The organism is Paenibacillus sp. FSL H7-0756, assembly GCF_038006765.1.
Taxonomy (GTDB): Bacteria; Bacillota; Bacilli; order Paenibacillales; family Paenibacillaceae; genus Paenibacillus_AQ.
Genome location: NZ_JBBOVT010000001.1, coordinates 38701 through 57440 on the forward strand (window position 1 = coordinate 38701; position 18740 = coordinate 57440).

The following is an 18740-nucleotide window of genomic DNA, read 5'->3' on the forward strand; positions in this document are numbered from 1 at the left end:
GCTCACCTACGCTAAGTACAGTTAACACTTAATGGCTAATTTACAAAAGAGGGTTTTCCTTATAGCGACTTCCCGGTAAGTATATGATAGATATCCAGGTACCGGCGCGATGTCTCTTCGACCACCTCAGCCGGCAACGGGTCCGGCGTACTGTTTTTGTCCCAGGAGGAGGCTGACAGGTACGTGCGAACCGGCTCCTTATCCATACTGTCGATCTCAATATCCAGAGCGTACTTGTCCTTGGCCCAGAAGCGGGAAGCATCCGGCGTGAAGATCTCATCGATCAGAATCACCTTACCGTCCAGCAGACCGAACTCGAATTTGCAATCGGCGAGGATGATGCCGCGTTCTTCACAATAGGCTCTGGCAAAAGCGAACAGCTTCAGGCTCTTCTCCTTCAACTCCTGAGCAAGCTCTGCGCCGATTTGCTCCTGCATCCGCTCAAATGGAATGTCTTCATCGTGACCGACATCATTCTTAGCCGCAGGTGTGAAAATAGGCTCTGCCAGCACGGCATTTTTCCGCAGTCCCTTAGGCAGCTCGATACCGTTGACTTGACCGGTCTCCTGATACTGCCGCCAGCCGCCGCCGGTAATGCAGCCGCGCACGACACATTCGATATCAATCCGCTCGGCTTTGCGGACCACCATGATCCGGTTCTTCAGCGCTTCCCGGTCCTTCACAATATCCCCGAGCTTGTCTACCTCGATATGCACCACATGGTTCTCGATCAGCTCCCGGGTCTGGCCGAACCAGAAGGCGCTGAGCCGGTTCAGCACATTGCCCTTGTCCGGCACCGCCGGATCCAGCACATAATCGAAGGCAGAGATCCGGTCTGTCACTACGATCAGTACCTCATCCCCCAAATCATACAGCTCACGAACCTTGCCTTTGTAGAGCAGCGGCGCATTTACTAGTTCCACGGCAGTGGATACGGCTAGGTGTGTCATGACCTTTCCCCCCTTGAACAAATGATCTTGCGTATATTTGGGCTAAAAGCGCTGGGGCGCCGTCATTCTCCGCTACGCTGGAGAACTGAAATAAACGGTCAGTTAACTGGTAACACTCCAAAAAATTTTGGACTTCCGATCGCTGTTATCCTCAGATTTCCTGATTTTGAACCGCTGATCGCGGTAAAAATCCGAGGATAAAGGCGAACGCTGACGCTTCTCCAGTTCCAAAATTCCTCTCCGTTCCTTATTAACTTGCCTATACAATTCAATTCTGCCGCTTACGCTCCAGAACAACAAGTTCCCCCAACACTCCGCCCAACTCTTCTCCAGCTCATCCCTTCACCACTGACTTACTATTTTTAAAGATTAGATCAGCTCCAGCTTGCGGAAGATAGTGTCCACATGTTTGAGGTGCCAGGAAGGGTTGAACGCATCCTCGATCTCCTCCGCGCTAAGCACGGCTGTGATTTCCGGGGTGGCTTCCACGATGTCACGGAACTGGGTCTGTTCCTCCCAAGCCTGCATCGCGCGCGGCTGCACAGTATCATATGCCTGCTCGCGGCTGAAGCCCTTGTCGATCAGCTTGGTCAGGATGCGGCCGGAGAACGGAACGCCGAAGGTACGGTTCATGTTGCGCTTCATATTTTCAGGGAATACAGTCAGGTTCTTCACGATGTTGCCGAAGCGGTTCAGCATGTAGTTCAGCAGCATGGTCGCATCCGGCAGGATGATCCGTTCTACGGAAGAATGCGAGATATCGCGCTCATGCCACAGCGGCACGTTCTCATAAGCTGTCATCATATGGCCGCGGATGACACGCGACAGGCCGGAGATGTTCTCGCAGCCGATCGGGTTGCGCTTGTGCGGCATCGCGGACGAGCCCTTTTGACCCTTGGCAAAAGCCTCCTCGACCTCGCGGATCTCACTCTTCTGCAAAGCGCGGATCTCGGTAGCGAACTTGTCCAGGGAAGTAGCAACCAGTGCCAGCGCCGCCATGTATTCCGCGTGACGGTCACGCTGTAAGGTCTGCGTCGAGATCGGTGCCGGGCTGGTGCCCAGCTTGCGGCAGACGAATTCTTCCACGAACGGGTCGATGTTGGCATAGGTGCCGACGGCCCCGGAGATTTTGCCGAATTGTACGCCGTTCGCTGCATGACGGAAACGCTCCAGGTTCCGCTTCATTTCCTCATACCACAGCGCCATCTTCAGGCCGAATGTCGTGGGCTCTGCATGTACACCATGGGTACGGCCCATCATCGGGGTATCCTTGTAGGCGATAGCTTTGTCTTTTAGAATCTCAATAAACCGGATAATATCCTGCTCCAGAATCTCGTTGGCCTGACGCAACAGGTAACCCAGCGCCGTATCGACCACATCTGTCGAGGTTAGTCCGTAATGCACCCATTTGCGCTCTGCACCAAGACTCTCGGATACCGCACGGGTAAAAGCAATGACGTCATGGCGCGTTTCCTGTTCAATTTCGTCGATCCGTGCGATGTCGAATTTGGCATCCTTGCGCAGCTTCGCGGCATCCTCCTGCGGGATCACTCCCAGCTCGGCCCACGCCTCACAGGCACAGATTTCAACTTCCAGCCACGCGTTGAATTTGTTCTCTTCGGTCCAAATGGCCCGCATCTCAGGTCTGCTGTAACGTTCGATCATAGCTTGTCAGTTCCTCCAAAGGTTAGTTTGCTCTACCCAGGACAATCCGTCGCCGGTATCCTTGCAGAGCAGGTTGATATGGCCCATTTTGCGGCCGGTCTTGCTCTCCGTCTTGCCGTATATATGAAGCTTGGCTGATACCCCAAGCCTGTTTGCTTCTTCACTCGCCAGGCAGGCTGCCTGAATGGCTCCATCCAGATGCTGGCCGAGTACATTCACCATCACCACAGGAGTAAGCAGTGAGGTATCGCCCAGCGGCAGATTGCAGATGGCCCGCACATGCTGCTCGAACTGCGAGGTTACGCAGGCATCCATCGTGTAATGGCCGGAGTTATGCGGACGCGGCGCAAGTTCATTGACGAACAGCTCTCCATCCTCCGTCACGAACATCTCAACCGCCAGCAGTCCAACCGCCTCCATGCCGGAGACAATCCGCTCGGCCAGCTCACAGGCCCGCTGTTGAATCTCCTCCGGCACCCGCGCAGGTACAATCGAGAGATGCAGGATGTTATCCACATGAATATTCTCGGCAGGCGGGAAGCTCTTGACCTCCCCAGATGCGCTACGGGCGGCGATAACCGAAATCTCACATTTGAAAGTGATGAATTTCTCCAGCACCAGCTCGGGGACGTCCACTGGCGCGGCCCCGTCTGCCTGGGCCAATGCACCCGGAGCGACCTGCCGGAACGCTGCGGCCAGCTCTTCCGGTCTGCGGATGACGGCTTGTCCCTTGCCGTCATACCCCCCTGTGGCTGTCTTCAGCACACAGGGCAGGCCCAGGCCGGCAGCCGCGGCTTCCAGCTCGGCCAGGCTGCCGACCTTGCGGTACGGCGCAACGGGCACGCCTGCGGCCTCGATCGCCGCCTTCTCGCGCAGCCGGTGCTGCGTCGTATACAGCAGCGCGCTGCCCTGCGGCACGTACGATTCCTCCGCCAGCAGCGCGGCTACGCCCGCGTCCACGTTCTCGAACTCGTACGTGATAACGTCGGAGCGCCGCGCCAGCTCGCGCGCGGCGTCCCGGTCGTTATACGCCGCAGTGATCTGCGGCGTAATCTGCCCGCACGGCGCATCCTTTGCCGGGTCCAGCGCCACGAAGCGGTAGCCCATGGCGCTGCCGGACAGCGCCATCATGCGCCCGAGCTGCCCGCCGCCGAGCACGCCGATCGTTGCGCCGGGCAGCAGCGTCCGTGGCGGCTGCGCCCCGGTCTCTTCCCGCTCCGGCTCCGCTCCGGCAGCTATCTCTCTGCCTTCAGCCTTTAGCGCGCGTTCCGCCCCGGCACCTTCAGCCTTCATCCTTCGCTCAGCCTTAGCCTGCTCCGCGCCACCCTCCAGCCGTCCGGCTTTCAGCTCCTCCGGGCTCATAAGCTCTCGCTGCTTTCCAGCACCTCGCGCTGGGTCGCCTCGCGCCGCAGCTGCACCCGCTGCGCCACCTCCGGCTCAAAGGCGCCGATGATCTGCGCCGCCAGCAGCCCCGCATTAATAGCTCCGGCACGGCCGATAGCTACCGTGGCTACGGGGACACCCGCCGGCATCTGCACAATAGACAGCAGCGAATCCATGCCGTTCAAGGCTTTCGACTGCACAGGTACACCGATGACCGGCAGCGTGGTCTTAGCAGCCACCATACCCGGCAGATGCGCCGCGCCGCCCGCTCCGGCGATAATGACCCGCAGGCCGCGCTCCGCCGCCTCCTCGGCATAACGGAACATCAGATCCGGCGTGCGGTGTGCGGAGACAACCTTTTTCTCATAAGCTATGCCCAGCTCCTCCAGCACCGCACAGGTATGCTCCATCGTTTCATAGTCCGATTTGCTGCCCATAATGACACCTACTTGCACAGACATCGTTCACCCAGCCTTCCATTTCCGTAATAGAGATTTCTCTGATTTCAGTGTGTCCCGTTTCCTGCCAATTCCCGCATGAACCGTGAAAAATAGCCCGGACTCCAGACGCATTCTGCTGCGGGTGGACCCGGACTACTAAGGAATCAGGTGATAACCGCCCGGCAGCCGCACTCTCCCCATCCTAACAGTTAGGAGAATGCAGGAACACCGCCCCGGTCTGCGGGGAGGCTATCTGCTGTCGTTCCAGTTATCCTATTTCCTCGTAGTCCGGCAATTTACGGTTACCGGGTAGAAACTTCCGGGCCCTATCCCCGGTTTTATACGAGCTCTTCATAGATTCAGTTTAACAACGCCCTACACATCATGTCAACTTAAACACGAACATTGTCATATCATGTCTGCAAATCGTTCGCTTTTTGGGCATGAATGAAAATCTTATTCCCGCTAATTCGCCTAAAAAAAGGGGAACGCCGCAGCGTTCCTCTACTAAAGTTCCTATTATTTAACAACCAGCACCGGAATGCGCGCACTTTGCACCACATTATGGCTGACACTGCCCAGAACGAATTCCCGGATACCGCCCAGCCCCCGGCTGCCGATTACAATCACATCTGCATCCTGCTCCTTGGCATAATTCAGAATAATTTCCGCAGGCGATCCCTGCAGCAATTCTACCGTAGCATTTAGACCTTCGGCTTCCAGACGGCTTTTCACTTCATCCGTAGTCTGGACCGCGAGGTCATAATAATCCTTGTTCACCGATGCCGGCAGAGGCGCGAGAGCTTCCCCGATGAAGAACCGCGGGAATTCAAATGCGTGTACGACGTACAGGGAGGACCCTGGAGTTACCTTAGCCAGCTCAATCGCCCGTTCCAGAGCCTGATTCGAAGCCTTTGAACCGTCATAGGCAAGCAGAATTTTAGAGAATAACATTTACGCCACCTCTTTCTATTATTTACATCATTACCAAGCCCTCAAGCGGCTTACCTCAAAAAATACCCATACAGCACCATATTCAGCAGCAGCAGCAGCGGAATTCCGAGTCTGAAGGAAGTATGCCTTGTCTTATGGCGCTTGCGGTACATGGCAATCAGCACACCCAGCGCACCGCCCATGAACGCCAGCAGAAACAATGTTTTCTCCGGCACCCGATCCCGTCTTTTCCGGGCCTTGTTCTTGTCTTCCGACATTACTACATACCCGATAATGTTGATCAGCGCGAACCACAGCAATACCACCTTGACCATCCTTCCGGCCCCTCCTCCTAGCATCCTACCTTGCTCTCTATTATATTACCCTTTCCGGCAAAAAACCAATAACCTCACATCACCGGCCCTGCAACTGCCGCTCTTCTTGCTCCGCCCGCCTGCGGCTCCGGCTTCCCTGATCCAGAACCAGGACAGCACTGCCGCCAGCACTGCTGCCATGGCGCCCAGCCAGAAGCCTCCTCGCAGACCGTACGCCGCACTCATCCATCCCGCTACAAAAGGACCGCCGGACATGCCAATCGCATACACCGCCTGATAGAACCCCATCGCTGTCGCCCGCTTGAACGGAGCTACCCCGGAGACGGATTTGCCCAGCAGCAGCGGGAAGATCAGTCCCTGCATGAAGCCGTTCCCGATCTGTGTTACACATAACGCCGCAAGTGTTGGCATCGATGGAATGAGCAGCGTGAACACTGCACTTCCGGCAAAGCCCAGCATCAGCGTCCCCCGGTCCCCCAGCCACCGGCCGAACAGCCGAGCACCATAGAGGGTCGCTATCGCATGAGGCAGCATAAAAGCCAGCGTCAGCCAGCCGAGACTCCCTTTGCTCGCGCCAATATAGAGCGCCTGATTCGGCGTGTAGCCGAACATCGTAATGAACAGCACGCAATGGGCCAGCACCGATAACAGCGATACTTTTACCAGCAGCGGTTCCTTCACGACGCCGGCCAGATCCTTGAGCTTAATCGCCGTGCGCTTCTCCAGCTGTTGCTCCGGAAGACGGATGACCAGCAGCATAGCGGCCACCGCCACAATCCCTCCGATGATGAACGGAGTATTCCAGCCGAAGTGTTCTACGATATAGCCGCTGATCATCATACTAGCCAACTGGGCAATCACCGTGGTGAACTGGAGCATCCCCATAGCCCTGCCCGCCTCTTCTTTCGGAAAATACCCCGCGAACATCACCGAGTACACGACCCACGCCGATGCCGCAATTCCCGAGACCGCCCGCGCCGCCAGCGCCCAGCCCGGATGTGCCCCTGCCAGGAACAGCAGACAGCTCGCTCCGCTTGCGATCAGCCCCAGATAAATGAACGGCCGCCGCCGGTTAAGTACATCTGAACCCATCCCTATCGGCAGCCGGAACAGAATCTGCATCAGGCCGTATATCCCAAGTACCGCTCCTACCATGACATAAGAAGCTCCCAGATGCTCCACATAAGGTGAGAGCACCGGAACATAGATATACGAAGAGAACCAGAACATAAAGACTATCACCAGAAAATACAACCGGCTGCTCCCCTTCGTACCCTGAGCCTCTGCCGCTTTCACCACACCCTCTATCCCTTCAGCCGCTGCCACTTCTCCACCTGCCCCACTCTATTTATCGAAACCCTGAAGCCTGATCCCTTTTCAATCTTTGTAAGTAAAGCATATCTACCGTCCCTTGAACAGCCCTGAATCCGCAACAAGACCACCGGTATATCCCGGCAGTCTTATTCCTTAAGCTATTCGCCCTTCTGTTTCGCTTCCATCGCAGCCTTCAGCAGATCGCCAAGATTGTTGCCGGCACTTTCCGTCTTGCTGTACTGCTGAACCAGCTTCTGCTGCTCGCGTTTATTGATATGTTTGTGGTCCTTATCCATCGTCTCTGTAATGCCGCAGCCGAGGCACTGCACATACTTCCCGGCCTTGCCTTCCTTCATCTCCATCTTCTTATGGCACTGCGGGCAGCGGCGGTTCGACAACTGCTTCTCGCCCGCCCGGGTGTAGCCGCAGTCCTCTTTCGGACAGACCAGCAGCTTGCCGCGTTTGGTCTTCTTTTCTAACATCCTTGTTCCACACTCCGGACAATGGCTGTTAGAGACATTATGCGACTTGTATTCCGCTCCGCTGTTCTTCACCCCGGACACCAGCTCCTGTGCCATACTCCGGATCCCCTGCAAAAAAGGCTCCGGGCGACCCTGCCCGCGCGCAATTCTCTCCAGCTCCGCTTCCCAGCGTGCCGTCAACTCCGGTGTACGCAGCTGCCCCGAGACCAGCTCAATCAACTGCTTGCCCTTGCCGGTCGGATGCAGCAGATTGCCCTGCCGTTCAATTGTATCTGAGCTGACCAGCTTCTCGATGATATCCGCGCGTGTAGCCGGTGTCCCCAGCCCATGCTTCTCCATCTGCGTCAGCAGCGTGGCTTCGTTATAGCGCTTCGGCGGATGTGTCCGTCCCGGCTTGATGATGCAGCGCGCAACCTTCACGCTATCGCCTTCCCGCAGCTCCGGCAGCTTCACATTGCCTGCTGCGGGTTCATCCCCCGCATTCTCCTCTTCGTCATCCGAGCTCATATCTCCGCCGTATACCTCACGCCAGCCTGCATCCTTGACGGTAGTTCCCTTCACATAGAAACTTTCACCATCCACGGTTACCGTCACAGCTACGGCGTCATAACGGGCCGGAGGATAAAACAGGCTAATGAACCGCCGTACAATCAGATCGTAGAGCTTCCGCTCTTCCGTACTCAGCAGATTGAGCAGCACCGTCTGCTCTGTCGGAATAATCGCGTGGTGATCGCTGACCTTGCTGTCATCGACAATCCGCTTCGTAATCGGCAGCGGCTTCCGCAGCAGCGGTCTGGCGAGGGAAGCATACGGCCCGACAGCCACGCTGTCGAGTCTTTCTTTTAGCGTACCCGTCATATCAGCGGTCAAATAGCGGCTGTCCGTGCGCGGATAAGTGACCAGCTTATGCTGTTCATACAGCTTCTGGAGCACACTTGAGGTCTGTTTGGCCGAGAAGCCGAATTTGCGGTTAGCATCCCGCTGCAGCTCTGTCAGATCATAAGCCAGCGGATGCGGCTCGCTTTTCTCACTCTTCTGCACCTTGGTGATCCGTCCGCTGCGGCCTGTAAGCTTATCCTTAAGAATACCTGACTTCTCTCGCTCCCAAATCCGGCCGTCCCCGCCCTGAGCACGCCACCCCGCCTGGAAATTCCCGAAATCCGCAGTCAGCAGATCATATTCCTGGGAACGGAAGCCGGTAATTTCATTCTCCCGGTCCATAATCATTCCCAGTGTAGGTGTCTGCACACGCCCCGCAGAGAGCGGCGCGCCAAACTTGCAGGTTAAGGCCCGCGTCACATTCAGCCCGATCATCCAATCCGCCTCAGCACGGCAGCGCGCAGATTCATACAGCCGGTCGAAATCCCGTCCAGGCCGCAGCGAAGCGAACCCTTCCTTAATGGCCTTATCCGTCTGCGAAGAGATCCACAGCCGCCGGAACGGCTTTTTCCAGCCCGCCATATTCATAATCCAGCGCGCCAGCAGTTCACCCTCACGCGCCGCATCCGTTGCTACAATCAGCTCCTCAATATCCTGCCGCTTCATTAGCTGCTGCACAGCCTTATATTGCTGGCTGGTCTCACGCAGCACCTTCAGCTTGGCCTTCTCGGGAAGAATCGGCAGATCCTCAAGCGCCCACGTTGCATATTTATTGTTATAGTCCTCAGGCTCAGCCAGGCCGACCAGATGTCCCAGCGCCCAGGTCACCACATATTTCGGACCTTCCATATAACTCTTCTGTTTATTTCCACAGCCCAGCACCCGCGCAATCTCACGGGCCACCGACGGCTTCTCAGCCAATACCAATACCTTCATCGTCCAAACCCCTCCCTGTCATCAACAACCTATTATACCATGACATACAAGTCCGCAATTATCATCAGGCCGAATTCCCTTCACTTCCGGTAGACTAGAATCATCCCCCAGCCGAAAGGAGTCACAGCCAATGTCCGCCTTAGAATCGTATAATATTATACCAGTAGGTGTAGTAACCGGAACACAGCCGAACCTGCAACTTGAGATTAGACCCGAATACAGACCTGCCTTGAAGGGGTTAGATGCTTTCAGCCACTGCCAGATCCTGTGGTGGATTCATGAGTTTGCAGATGATAGCTTCCGGGGGACTACTCAGATCGAGCCTCCCTATGATGCTCCGGTAAGCGGTGTGTTTGCGACCCGGTCTCCAGTCCGCCCTAATCCGCTTGGACTTACGGTTGCCCGTATTCTATCCGTTGACCTAGATCAGGGAATTGTTGAGGTCAGCGGACTGGATGCCTATCCGGGAACGCCCGTGCTCGATATCAAAGCTTATTTCCCTTCAACTGACCGTGTTCGTCAGGTTAGAGTGCCGGAATGGGCCACCTCATGGGGAGAGTGGACTGTAGAGTAACCTAGAGGAGAGGACTTCATGAAGAACAGCCAGCTCATTCTACAGGCGATTGAATATATTGAATCGAAACTGAAGCAGCCGCTGTCTGTTCTGGACCTCTCCAGAGAGACCGGCTATTCCCTGTTCCACTTCATCCGCCTGTTTCAGGGGGTTACCGGACTCACACCGGGCGACTATATTGCAAGACGGAGGATTTCCGAGGCGGCCAGGGATATTCTAGGCAGACCCGAGCGGACTTTTCACGAAATCTCACTGGACTATGCTTATAATGATTACGAGACCTTCACCCGGGCCTTCAAAAGACTGCTGCACACTACTCCCACCCATATCCGCCACAAGTCTAACCCGGACATCCCTCTGCTGCTTCATCCCTTACAGCCGGCTGATTTACCACATTGGTCAGACCAGAAGGGCGCCTCTCCTGACCTGATTGAGCTTGGTGCAATCAGACTTCAGGGCCCGTTCATAACCGTTACGCAAGATCAGTCGGTCATCGGATCAGCATGGAAGCAGCTGTTCAGCAGCCTCTCTGCTATCCCGGACCGTAAGCTTCCAGAACAATATTACCAGATAGGCTATTGGCCGGATAACTATGAGGATCAGGGAATCTCCTTTCACATTGCCTGCGAGTTGAACACCCTGGCATCTGAACGTACCGGCATTACCGTTCAGTCGAGCTGCGGGCAAACAGGCAGCAATTTAACAACTCATACACTGCCGCCAGCACGTTATCTCAGATTTAAGCATACAGGGCCATCTGCAGAAGTCTCTGCCACCTACAAATATATCTATGGCGTTTTTCTGCCTAGAACCGATTACCGCCTGAACCTCTCTTATGAATTTGAATACTACGGCAAGGACTATCTCGGACCGGAGCATCCGGATTCAGTAAGTGAAATCTACATCCCGTTAACACTGCTCTAATCAGCAAGATAACCCCACAACATATATTCTTATTTATCAAAAAAAGCCCGCATCTGCACAGCAGACGCGGACCAGAAACATCCAATTTTACCCATTCCTGCCTTCACAGGTTCACGGAATTACTATAGTGCTCTCAAGGTCCTTATGATAAGTTCGGACCGGTTTCCCATTGGCATCCAACAAGAGCTTCAGCTCATTATCCAAAGTCATTGTATAAGGTCTGACCGTAATCGTCTTAGGGGTTTGCGGGAAGGTATTGTACAGGCTATCCACAATAGGATGCTGAACGGCCTTCATCAAGACATACCCTTGCTTGGAAGTAGCAACATTACCAGCATCATCCACAAGCTCATAGAATACCGCAGTTGGACCATATTCCCCTGTCTGCTCCGGTGATGCAGGCACTTCCCCTTCACTGGTTACCACTAACCTCAGGGCAGCAGGCGTGATATCCAGACGCTTTACTTTGTAATGGAAGGAGTCTTTGCTCGCTCCCTGGCCCGGGGTAAGGTTAATGATTCCCTCCGCAAGCTTCTTCACCGTGACCTGGAACTCAAAAGGCTCGGCGATCTGAGCAACCGGCACACGGATATTCACCTTGAATTCGTCTCCGAGGGCCGAAGTATTGTGCAGTTCTCTAAGCTCCAATAAGAGGGTATTCGGTTGTCCTTTTATGTCTCCTGTCATAGAGGAACCGAAGCCGATAGGCTCTCCTGTCGCCAGAGTAACCTCTGGCAGACCCAGCAGTCCTTTCGTCGATTGATCGAATTCGTGAGTTTTATAATCAGTAATCGCCGCAAGTACCCGCTCATCTGCTACTCCAGTTCTTTCGAATCCGATGGCCAACTGGATTCCGTCATAAAATACCTCCGTAACGCTTAACGTCACTCCATCCTTGGTAACGCTCATATTAGGTGAAGTAGTCAGGCCCTGTTCCGCCGCTAATTTCAGTCCCGGGTTCTCCGTGTGCTTGAAAATACTGCTGAAGACAGGAATTTGACTCAAGGTATCGGCCCAAGCAGGAGAGATGAATCCTGCGGTTATCGTACCTAACCCTATCGCTACAGCTATGCTTGCGGCTGCCAGCGTCCTTTTAAGCAAATTATTTCCTCCTCTAGTCTCCAAATGCTCAATCCGGTTCATAATCTGCTCATTATAGCTGTCTACTGGAAGTTGCACTCTCCCCATACTGCTGCGAATGTCGTCCATCATTTGCTGCTCAGTTTGATTCTGCCACTTCTCCATGAGTGCATCCTCCTCGTTCATTCGCTTTTTGCTGAATCAGTTTTTTACGGAGCCGTTCATATTTTTTGCGCAGCGCCGCCGAACTGCTTCCGGTAATCATTGAGATCTCTTCAAAGCTGTATTGTTCAATGACACGAAGGATTAATAGCCCACGCTCTTCCGAAGTTAGATTTTCAAAAATCTGATCTACTGGCGACTCCTCCGGAAAGGCTTGTTGATGCGTCATCAGTTGCAGCTTATAAAGGGACAGCAACCGGTTGCGGCGTTTACGCCTGCGAAGCTGGTCCATGCAGTGATGATAAGACACCTTATATAGCCAAGCCGAAAAAGATACCCGCTTCTCATAATGCGAAAGCTGCTGATACACCTTCACGAATATATCCTGCACAGCATCCTCTGCTTCTTCACGGCTCCTTAGGAGATAGCAGCAATACGTGTAGATCTTCCTTTCATACTCCGTTATTATTGTTGTAAAAGCTTGCCTGTCGCCTGTGTGTACCTTATGAATAGCTTCTTCAATCTTTTTGGATTCAGGTGGGCCCCCGGGGTTGCCTTGCTCCAAAGAAATCACCTCCATTTTCCTTTTACACCTGTATAACGAATGTCAGTTGTATATTTGTGACATCTACAGAAATAGACGAATACGACAAAAGACAGTTCCCCTGAAATTCGAGCAACTGTCTAGATTTAACGCTATATAAGTATCTCTCTCAGACACCAATCTATCTTCTAAGCTTCAGGCAAGCTTCAAAAAAGATCCGTCCCCCGCCTTGCCCGCGCACATATACCCCTTCTTCAGTCAGAGAAGAACGCATAACACTGATCTCCTCACCATACTTGGCTTCCTGGGCATAGGTGATATGAAGCCCCGTAAGCTCTAAATCCTCCCACTCCTCCAGCGCCAGAGCATCACAGCATAAATCTGCATAGCGCGCATTGTTAAGATGTTTGTTGTTATCCAGCCCGCTATATCTCACCTGATAACGGTAAACCTCTTGCAAAGCAAGTTCTGATGGAATAATCACTTTATCCGGCAGACTGCCTACAGAATCCTCTACATACGGCTCGACAACAATAGGCAAGGCTGACGGTCGCAGAATTTTTCGCTTCGCAATATCCACAAGAGTCCAGATCGAACGTGCCGAAGCAAGCTCTACACCCTCGGCATCATAGATCCGGTAATCCCGCTGCCAGAGCGGTCCTTTATTCCCTTTACTCCAGGTGTGTACATCCAGAAGCTCGCCCGGGGACGGCAAACGCTGCAGGTTCAGATCAAGGGTGATGACCATCCAGCCCATTCCCGCCTTGAGCATACTCTCCATACTCAGCCCCAGACTGCTTACAGCCGAATCCGCAGCACGCTGCATGATATCCAGCAGGAAGGAGAGCTTGCCCCTTGACCGGTAATCTGTATCACTTGCCTGAACCCTGAACTGCTCTGTCCACAAAAAGCTGCTGTGCTTGTCCATAACTTTTGGCTCCCTCACCTATCTATCCCCAATTTTCCGTGCCTATCCACATTATTCTACCGGATATCCACATCTTTTGGGGAGAAGTATCAAAAAAACTAAAACTATCCACATGTGTATAACTATACGTCACTTGTCAAGTAACCTGCAATCTACTCACAGGCTGTCCACAACGCTTCCCCGAAAATACAAAAAGACCATTGTCGACAATTCGACAATGGCTCATGTGTGCTTGGCAACGTCCTACTCTCCCAGGACCCTTCGGTCCAAGTACCATCGGCGCTGGAGGGCTTAACGGTCGTGTTCGGGATGGGTACGTGTGGAACCCCTCCGCTATCGCCACCAAACGGGCATTTACAGCGTAAATGCTTCAGGAATTTGATTCCTGAAAACTGAATCCGAAACGAATCTGCGTGATAGAAATTTTGGATAAGCCCTCGACCGATTAGTATTGGTCAGCTCCATGCATTGCTGCACTTCCACCTCCAACCTATCTACCTCGTCGTCTTCAAGGGGTCTTACATACTGGGAAATCTCATCTTGAGGGGGGCTTCACGCTTAGATGCTTTCAGCGCTTATCCCGTCCGTACGTAGCTACTCAGCCATGCTCCTGGCGGAACAACTGATGCACCAGCGGTACGTCCATCCCGGTCCTCTCGTACTAAGGACAGCTCCTCTCAAATTTCCTGCGCCCACGACAGATAGGGACCGAACTGTCTCACGACGTTCTGAACCCAGCTCGCGTACCGCTTTAATGGGCGAACAGCCCAACCCTTGGGACCTACTTCAGCCCCAGGATGCGATGAGCCGACATCGAGGTGCCAAACCTCCCCGTCGATGTGGACTCTTGGGGGAGATAAGCCTGTTATCCCCAGGGTAGCTTTTATCCGTTGAGCGATGGCCCTTCCATGCGGTACCACCGGATCACTAAGTCCGACTTTCGTCCCTGCTCGACTTGTAGGTCTCGCAGTCAAGCTCCCTTATGCCTTTGCACTCTGCGAATGATTTCCAACCATTCTGAGGGAACCTTTGAACGCCTCCGTTACTCTTTAGGAGGCGACCGCCCCAGTCAAACTGCCCGCCTGACACGGTCCCCGTACCCGATAAGGGCACTAGGTTAGAACCTAGATACGATCAGGGTGGTATCCCAACGGCGCCTCCGCAGAAGCTTGCGCTCCTGCCTCCACGGCTCCCACCTATCCTGTACAGATCGTACCCAAATTCAATATCAAGCTGCAGTAAAGCTCCATGGGGTCTTTCCGTCTTGTCGCGGGTAACCTGCATCTTCACAGGTATTAAAATTTCACCGGATCTCTCGTTGAGACAGCGCCCAAGTCGTTACGCCATTCGTGCGGGTCAGAATTTACCTGACAAGGAATTTCGCTACCTTAGGACCGTTATAGTTACGGCCGCCGTTTACTGGGGCTTCGGTTCACAGCTTCGGACTAAGTCCTAACCGCTCCCCTTAACCTTCCAGCACCGGGCAGGCGTCAGCCCGTATACTTCGCCTTACGGCTTCGCACAGACCTGTGTTTTTGCTAAACAGTCGCTTGGGCCTTTTCACTGCGGCCCCCTCGGGCTATTCACCCTACCGAGGCACCCCTTCTCCCGAAGTTACGGGGTCATTTTGCCGAGTTCCTTAACGAGAGTTCTTCCGCGCGCCTTAGAATTCTCTTCTCGCCTACCTGTGTCGGTTTGCGGTACGGGCACCTTCTCCTGACTAGAGGCTTTTCTTGGCAGTGTGAGATCATGACCTTCGCTACTGTAATTTTCGCTCCCCATCACAGCCCAGCCTTACGGTGTGCGGATTTGCCTACACACCAGCCTCACTGCTTAGACGGACATCCATCAGTCCGCGTCACTACCCTCCTGCGTCACCCCATCGCTCATAGCGGATTACGGTGGTACAGTAATTTCAAACTGTTGTCCTTCGACTACGCCTTTCGGCCTCGCCTTAGGTCCCGACTTACCCTGAGCGGACGAGCCTTCCTCAGGAAACCTTGGGCTTTCGGCGGATCAGATTCTCACTGATCTTTTCGTTACTCATACCGGCATTCTCACTTGTATACTCTCCAGCGCTCCTTACGGTACACCTTCAACGTATATACAACGCTCCCCTACCCCAGATACAAAGTATCTAGCCATAGCTTCGGTGGTGTGTTTAGCCCCGTTACATTTTCGGCGCAGAGTCACTCGACCAGTGAGCTATTACGCACTCTTTCAATGGTGGCTGCTTCTAAGCCAACATCCTGGTTGTCTGTGCAACTCCACATCCTTTCCCACTTAACACACACTTGGGGACCTTAGCTGATGGTCTGGGCTGTTTCCCTTTTGACAATGGATCTTAGCACTCACTGTCTGACTCCCGGCAAGAAGTAAATGGCATTCGGAGTTTGACTGAGCTTGGTAACCCTTGCGGGCCCCGCACCCAATCAGTGCTCTACCTCCACCACTCCATTCACCGAGGCTAGCCCTAAAGCTATTTCGGGGAGAACCAGCTATCTCCGAGTTCGATTGGAATTTCTCCGCTACCCCCACCTCATCCCCGCATTTTTCAACATGCGTGGGTTCGGGCCTCCAGTGCGTGTTACCGCACCTTCACCCTGGACAGGGGTAGATCACACGGTTTCGGGTCTACGTCCACATACTTAAGTCGCCCTATTCAGACTCGCTTTCGCTGCGGCTCCGGCTTCTCACCTTAACCTTGCATGTTAAACGTAACTCGCCGGTTCATTCTACAAAAGGCACGCCATCACCCATAAAAAGGGCTCTGACTTTTTGTAAGCACACGGTTTCAGGTTCTATTTCACTCCCCTTCCGGGGTGCTTTTCACCTTTCCCTCACGGTACTGTTTCACTATCGGTCGCCAGGTAGTATTTAGCCTTAGCAGATGGTCCTGCTGGATTCATACGGGGTTTCACGTGCCCCGCACTACTCGGGATCCGTCTCGGAGAGAATACCATTTCGGCTACAGGGCTTTTACCTCTATCGCGGGCCTTTCCAGACCTCTTCGCCTACCATATTCCTTTGTAACTCCATGTGAGACGTCCCACAACCCCAAGAGGCAAGCCTCTTGGTTTAGGCTGTTCCGCGTTCGCTCGCCGCTACTGACGGAATCACTATTGTTTTCTCTTCCTCAGGGTACTTAGATGTTTCAGTTCCCCTGGTCTGCCTCTGCGTATCCTATGTATTCAGATACGAGTAACTGCGAATTACCACAGCTGGGTTTCCCCATTCGGACACCCCCGGATCAAAGCTTGCTTACAGCTCCCCGAGGCAGTTTCGTTGTTCGCCACGTCCTTCGTCGGCTCCTGGCGCCTAGGCATCCTCCGTGTGCTCTTAGTAGCTTAACCAATGTGTTTTCCCTAAGGAAAATCACGGTAGCAACTAATAACTATTTCCACTTGCTTACACAAGTTTCAGCTAAAAGATGTTCTAAAACGCAAATTCGTTTCGGTATCCAGTTTTCAAGGATCAAAGGTAAAGATGAGAGCTTAAACTCTCAAAACTGACCAACGAGTGAGTAACAGGCCTAAACCTGATTGGTTTGGAAGCGAAGCTTCCGATTTGAATGTCTTCATTGCAGAAGACGATTCTCCATAGAAAGGAGGTGATCCAGCCGCACCTTCCGATACGGCTACCTTGTTACGACTTCACCCCAATCATCTACCCCACCTTCGGCGGCTGGCTCCCTTGCGGGTTACCCCACCGACTTCGGGTGTTGTAAACTCTCGTGGTGTGACGGGCGGTGTGTACAAGACCCGGGAACGTATTCACCGCGGCATGCTGATCCGCGATTACTAGCAATTCCGACTTCATGCAGGCGAGTTGCAGCCTGCAATCCGAACTGAGACCGGCTTTGCTGGGATTGGCTCCACCTCGCGGCTTCGCTTCCCGTTGTACCGGCCATTGTAGTACGTGTGTAGCCCAGGTCATAAGGGGCATGATGATTTGACGTCATCCCCACCTTCCTCCGGTTTGTCACCGGCAGTCACTCTAGAGTGCCCAGCCCAACCTGCTGGCAACTAAAGTCAAGGGTTGCGCTCGTTGCGGGACTTAACCCAACATCTCACGACACGAGCTGACGACAACCATGCACCACCTGTCTCAACTTTCCCCGAAGGGCACCTGATGCATCTCTGCTTCGTTAGTTGGATGTCAAGACCTGGTAAGGTTCTTCGCGTTGCTTCGAATTAAACCACATACTCCACTGCTTGTGCGGGTCCCCGTCAATTCCTTTGAGTTTCAGTCTTGCGACCGTACTCCCCAGGCGGAGTGCTTACTGTGTTAACTTCGGCACCAAGGGTATCGAAACCCCTAACACCTAGCACTCATCGTTTACGGCGTGGACTACCAGGGTATCTAATCCTGTTTGCTCCCCACGCTTTCGCGCCTCAGCGTCAGTTACAGCCCAGAAAGTCGCCTTCGCCACTGGTGTTCCTCCACATATCTACGCATTTCACCGCTACACGTGGAATTCCACTTTCCTCTTCTGTACTCAAGTCACCCAGTTTCCAGTGCGACCTCAGGTTGAGCCCAAGGTTTAAACACCAGACTTAAATAACCGCCTGCGCGCGCTTTACGCCCAATAATTCCGGACAACGCTTGCCCCCTACGTATTACCGCGGCTGCTGGCACGTAGTTAGCCGGGGCTTTCTTCTCAGGTACCGTCACTCCGGTAGCAGTTACTCTACCGGACGTTCTTCCCTGGCAACAGAGCTTTACGATCCGAAAACCTTCATCACTCACGCGGCGTTGCTCCGTCAGGCTTGCGCCCATTGCGGAAGATTCCCTACTGCTGCCTCCCGTAGGAGTCTGGGCCGTGTCTCAGTCCCAGTGTGGCCGTTCACCCTCTCAGGTCGGCTACGCATCGTCGCCTTGGTGGGCCGTTACCCCACCAACTAGCTAATGCGCCGCAGGCCCATCCCCAAGCAGCAGATTGCTCCGCCTTTCATTCTCTCCTCAGGAGAAGAAAGAAATTATCCGGTATTAGCTACCGTTTCCGGTAGTTATCCCAGGCTTGAGGGCAGGTTGCCTACGTGTTACTCACCCGTCCGCCGCTAAGTCTGAAAGGAAGCAAGCTTCCTCTCAAACTCCGCTCGACTTGCATGTATTAGGCACGCCGCCAGCGTTCGTCCTGAGCCAGGATCAAACTCTCCAAATTGGTATTTAGAAAGAGCGATTGCTCATTTTGAAACATCTGACGAGAAT

General features: G+C 53.8%; 13 protein-coding genes, 3 rRNA genes and 1 riboswitch. Of the genes, 2 read left to right on the forward strand and 14 right to left on the reverse strand.

All coding sequences use genetic code 11. The features are described 5' to 3' along the window. Nucleotides 1-59: 59 nt before the first annotated feature. The 8 genes from NST04_RS00180 to NST04_RS00215 form a co-directional block, all read right to left on the reverse strand. Complete coding sequence (locus tag NST04_RS00180; protein WP_341182666.1) at nucleotides 60-950, reverse strand: phosphoribosylaminoimidazolesuccinocarboxamide synthase; 891 nt, start codon at nucleotides 948-950, stop codon at nucleotides 60-62. Between the two features lie 369 nt (nucleotides 951-1319). Next, nucleotides 1320-2615, reverse strand: a complete 1296-nt coding sequence (gene purB, locus NST04_RS00185; RefSeq protein ID WP_341182667.1) for an adenylosuccinate lyase — start codon at nucleotides 2613-2615, stop codon at nucleotides 1320-1322. A gap of 6 nt (nucleotides 2616-2621) precedes the next feature. Then, on the reverse strand, nucleotides 2622-3977 hold the full coding sequence (gene purK / locus NST04_RS00190; protein ID WP_341182668.1) for a 5-(carboxyamino)imidazole ribonucleotide synthase: 1356 nt from the start codon (nucleotides 3975-3977) through the stop codon (nucleotides 2622-2624). Continuing rightward, nucleotides 3974-4459 carry a 5-(carboxyamino)imidazole ribonucleotide mutase gene (gene purE / locus NST04_RS00195; protein WP_341182669.1) on the reverse strand — a complete coding sequence of 162 codons (486 nt, stop codon included), beginning with the start codon at nucleotides 4457-4459 and terminating at the stop codon, nucleotides 3974-3976. Before purE ends, purK begins: the two co-directional genes overlap by 4 nt. Nucleotides 4460-4702: 243 nt before the next feature. Then, nucleotides 4703-4804, reverse strand: a riboswitch (purine riboswitch). A 153-nt stretch (nucleotides 4805-4957) separates the two neighbouring features. Then, nucleotides 4958-5392 carry a universal stress protein gene (locus NST04_RS00200; RefSeq protein ID WP_209992053.1) on the reverse strand — a complete coding sequence of 145 codons (435 nt, stop codon included), beginning with the start codon at nucleotides 5390-5392 and terminating at the stop codon, nucleotides 4958-4960. Between the two features lie 50 nt (nucleotides 5393-5442). Beyond that, complete coding sequence (locus NST04_RS00205; RefSeq protein WP_036693313.1) at nucleotides 5443-5706, reverse strand: DUF1294 domain-containing protein; 264 nt, start codon at nucleotides 5704-5706, stop codon at nucleotides 5443-5445. Between the two features lie 45 nt (nucleotides 5707-5751). Further along, nucleotides 5752-7032, reverse strand: a complete 1281-nt coding sequence (locus NST04_RS00210; protein WP_341182670.1) for an MFS transporter — start codon at nucleotides 7030-7032, stop codon at nucleotides 5752-5754. A 146-nt stretch (nucleotides 7033-7178) separates the two neighbouring features. Continuing rightward, nucleotides 7179-9317, reverse strand: coding sequence for a DNA topoisomerase III (locus NST04_RS00215; RefSeq protein ID WP_341182671.1), 2139 nt, complete (start codon nucleotides 9315-9317; stop codon nucleotides 7179-7181). Nucleotides 9318-9447: 130 nt separating this feature from the next. On the opposite strand from NST04_RS00215, the gene tsaA reads away from it, so the two are divergent. Next, nucleotides 9448-9891 carry a tRNA (N6-threonylcarbamoyladenosine(37)-N6)-methyltransferase TrmO gene (gene tsaA / locus NST04_RS00220; RefSeq protein WP_341182672.1) on the forward strand — a complete coding sequence of 148 codons (444 nt, stop codon included), beginning with the start codon at nucleotides 9448-9450 and terminating at the stop codon, nucleotides 9889-9891. Nucleotides 9892-9909: 18 nt separating this feature from the next. Further along, a complete protein-coding gene (locus NST04_RS00225) occupies nucleotides 9910-10815 on the forward strand; it encodes an AraC family transcriptional regulator (protein WP_341182673.1) in 906 nt (301 codons plus the stop codon). Nucleotides 10816-10926: 111 nt separating this feature from the next. Here NST04_RS00225 and NST04_RS00230 read toward each other — a convergent pair whose 3' ends face one another. The 6 genes from NST04_RS00230 to NST04_RS00255 all read right to left on the reverse strand — a co-directional run bounded on the left by NST04_RS00230 (nucleotide 10927) and on the right by NST04_RS00255 (nucleotide 18693). After that, entirely contained in the window at nucleotides 10927-12060 is a 1134-nt protein-coding gene (locus tag NST04_RS00230; protein ID WP_341182674.1) for a DUF4179 domain-containing protein, read from the reverse strand. Beyond that, on the reverse strand, nucleotides 12035-12622 hold the full coding sequence (locus NST04_RS00235) for an RNA polymerase sigma factor (protein ID WP_341182675.1): 588 nt from the start codon (nucleotides 12620-12622) through the stop codon (nucleotides 12035-12037). The genes NST04_RS00230 and NST04_RS00235 overlap by 26 nt, the downstream gene beginning before the upstream one ends. A 160-nt stretch (nucleotides 12623-12782) precedes the next feature. Then, the gene (locus tag NST04_RS00240; protein ID WP_341182676.1) at nucleotides 12783-13529 is read right to left on the reverse strand and encodes an acyl-[acyl-carrier-protein] thioesterase; all 747 of its coding nucleotides are present in this window, start codon (nucleotides 13527-13529) and stop codon (nucleotides 12783-12785) included. A gap of 230 nt (nucleotides 13530-13759) precedes the next feature. Then, nucleotides 13760-13876, reverse strand: a 5S ribosomal RNA gene (rrf, locus tag NST04_RS00245). A gap of 78 nt (nucleotides 13877-13954) precedes the next feature. Then, nucleotides 13955-16882: ribosomal RNA gene (locus tag NST04_RS00250) — 23S ribosomal RNA — on the reverse strand. Between the two features lie 250 nt (nucleotides 16883-17132). Further along, nucleotides 17133-18693, reverse strand: a 16S ribosomal RNA gene (locus NST04_RS00255). The 16S, 23S and 5S rRNA genes sit together here, the layout of an rRNA operon. Between the last annotated feature and the right edge of the window lie 47 nt (nucleotides 18694-18740).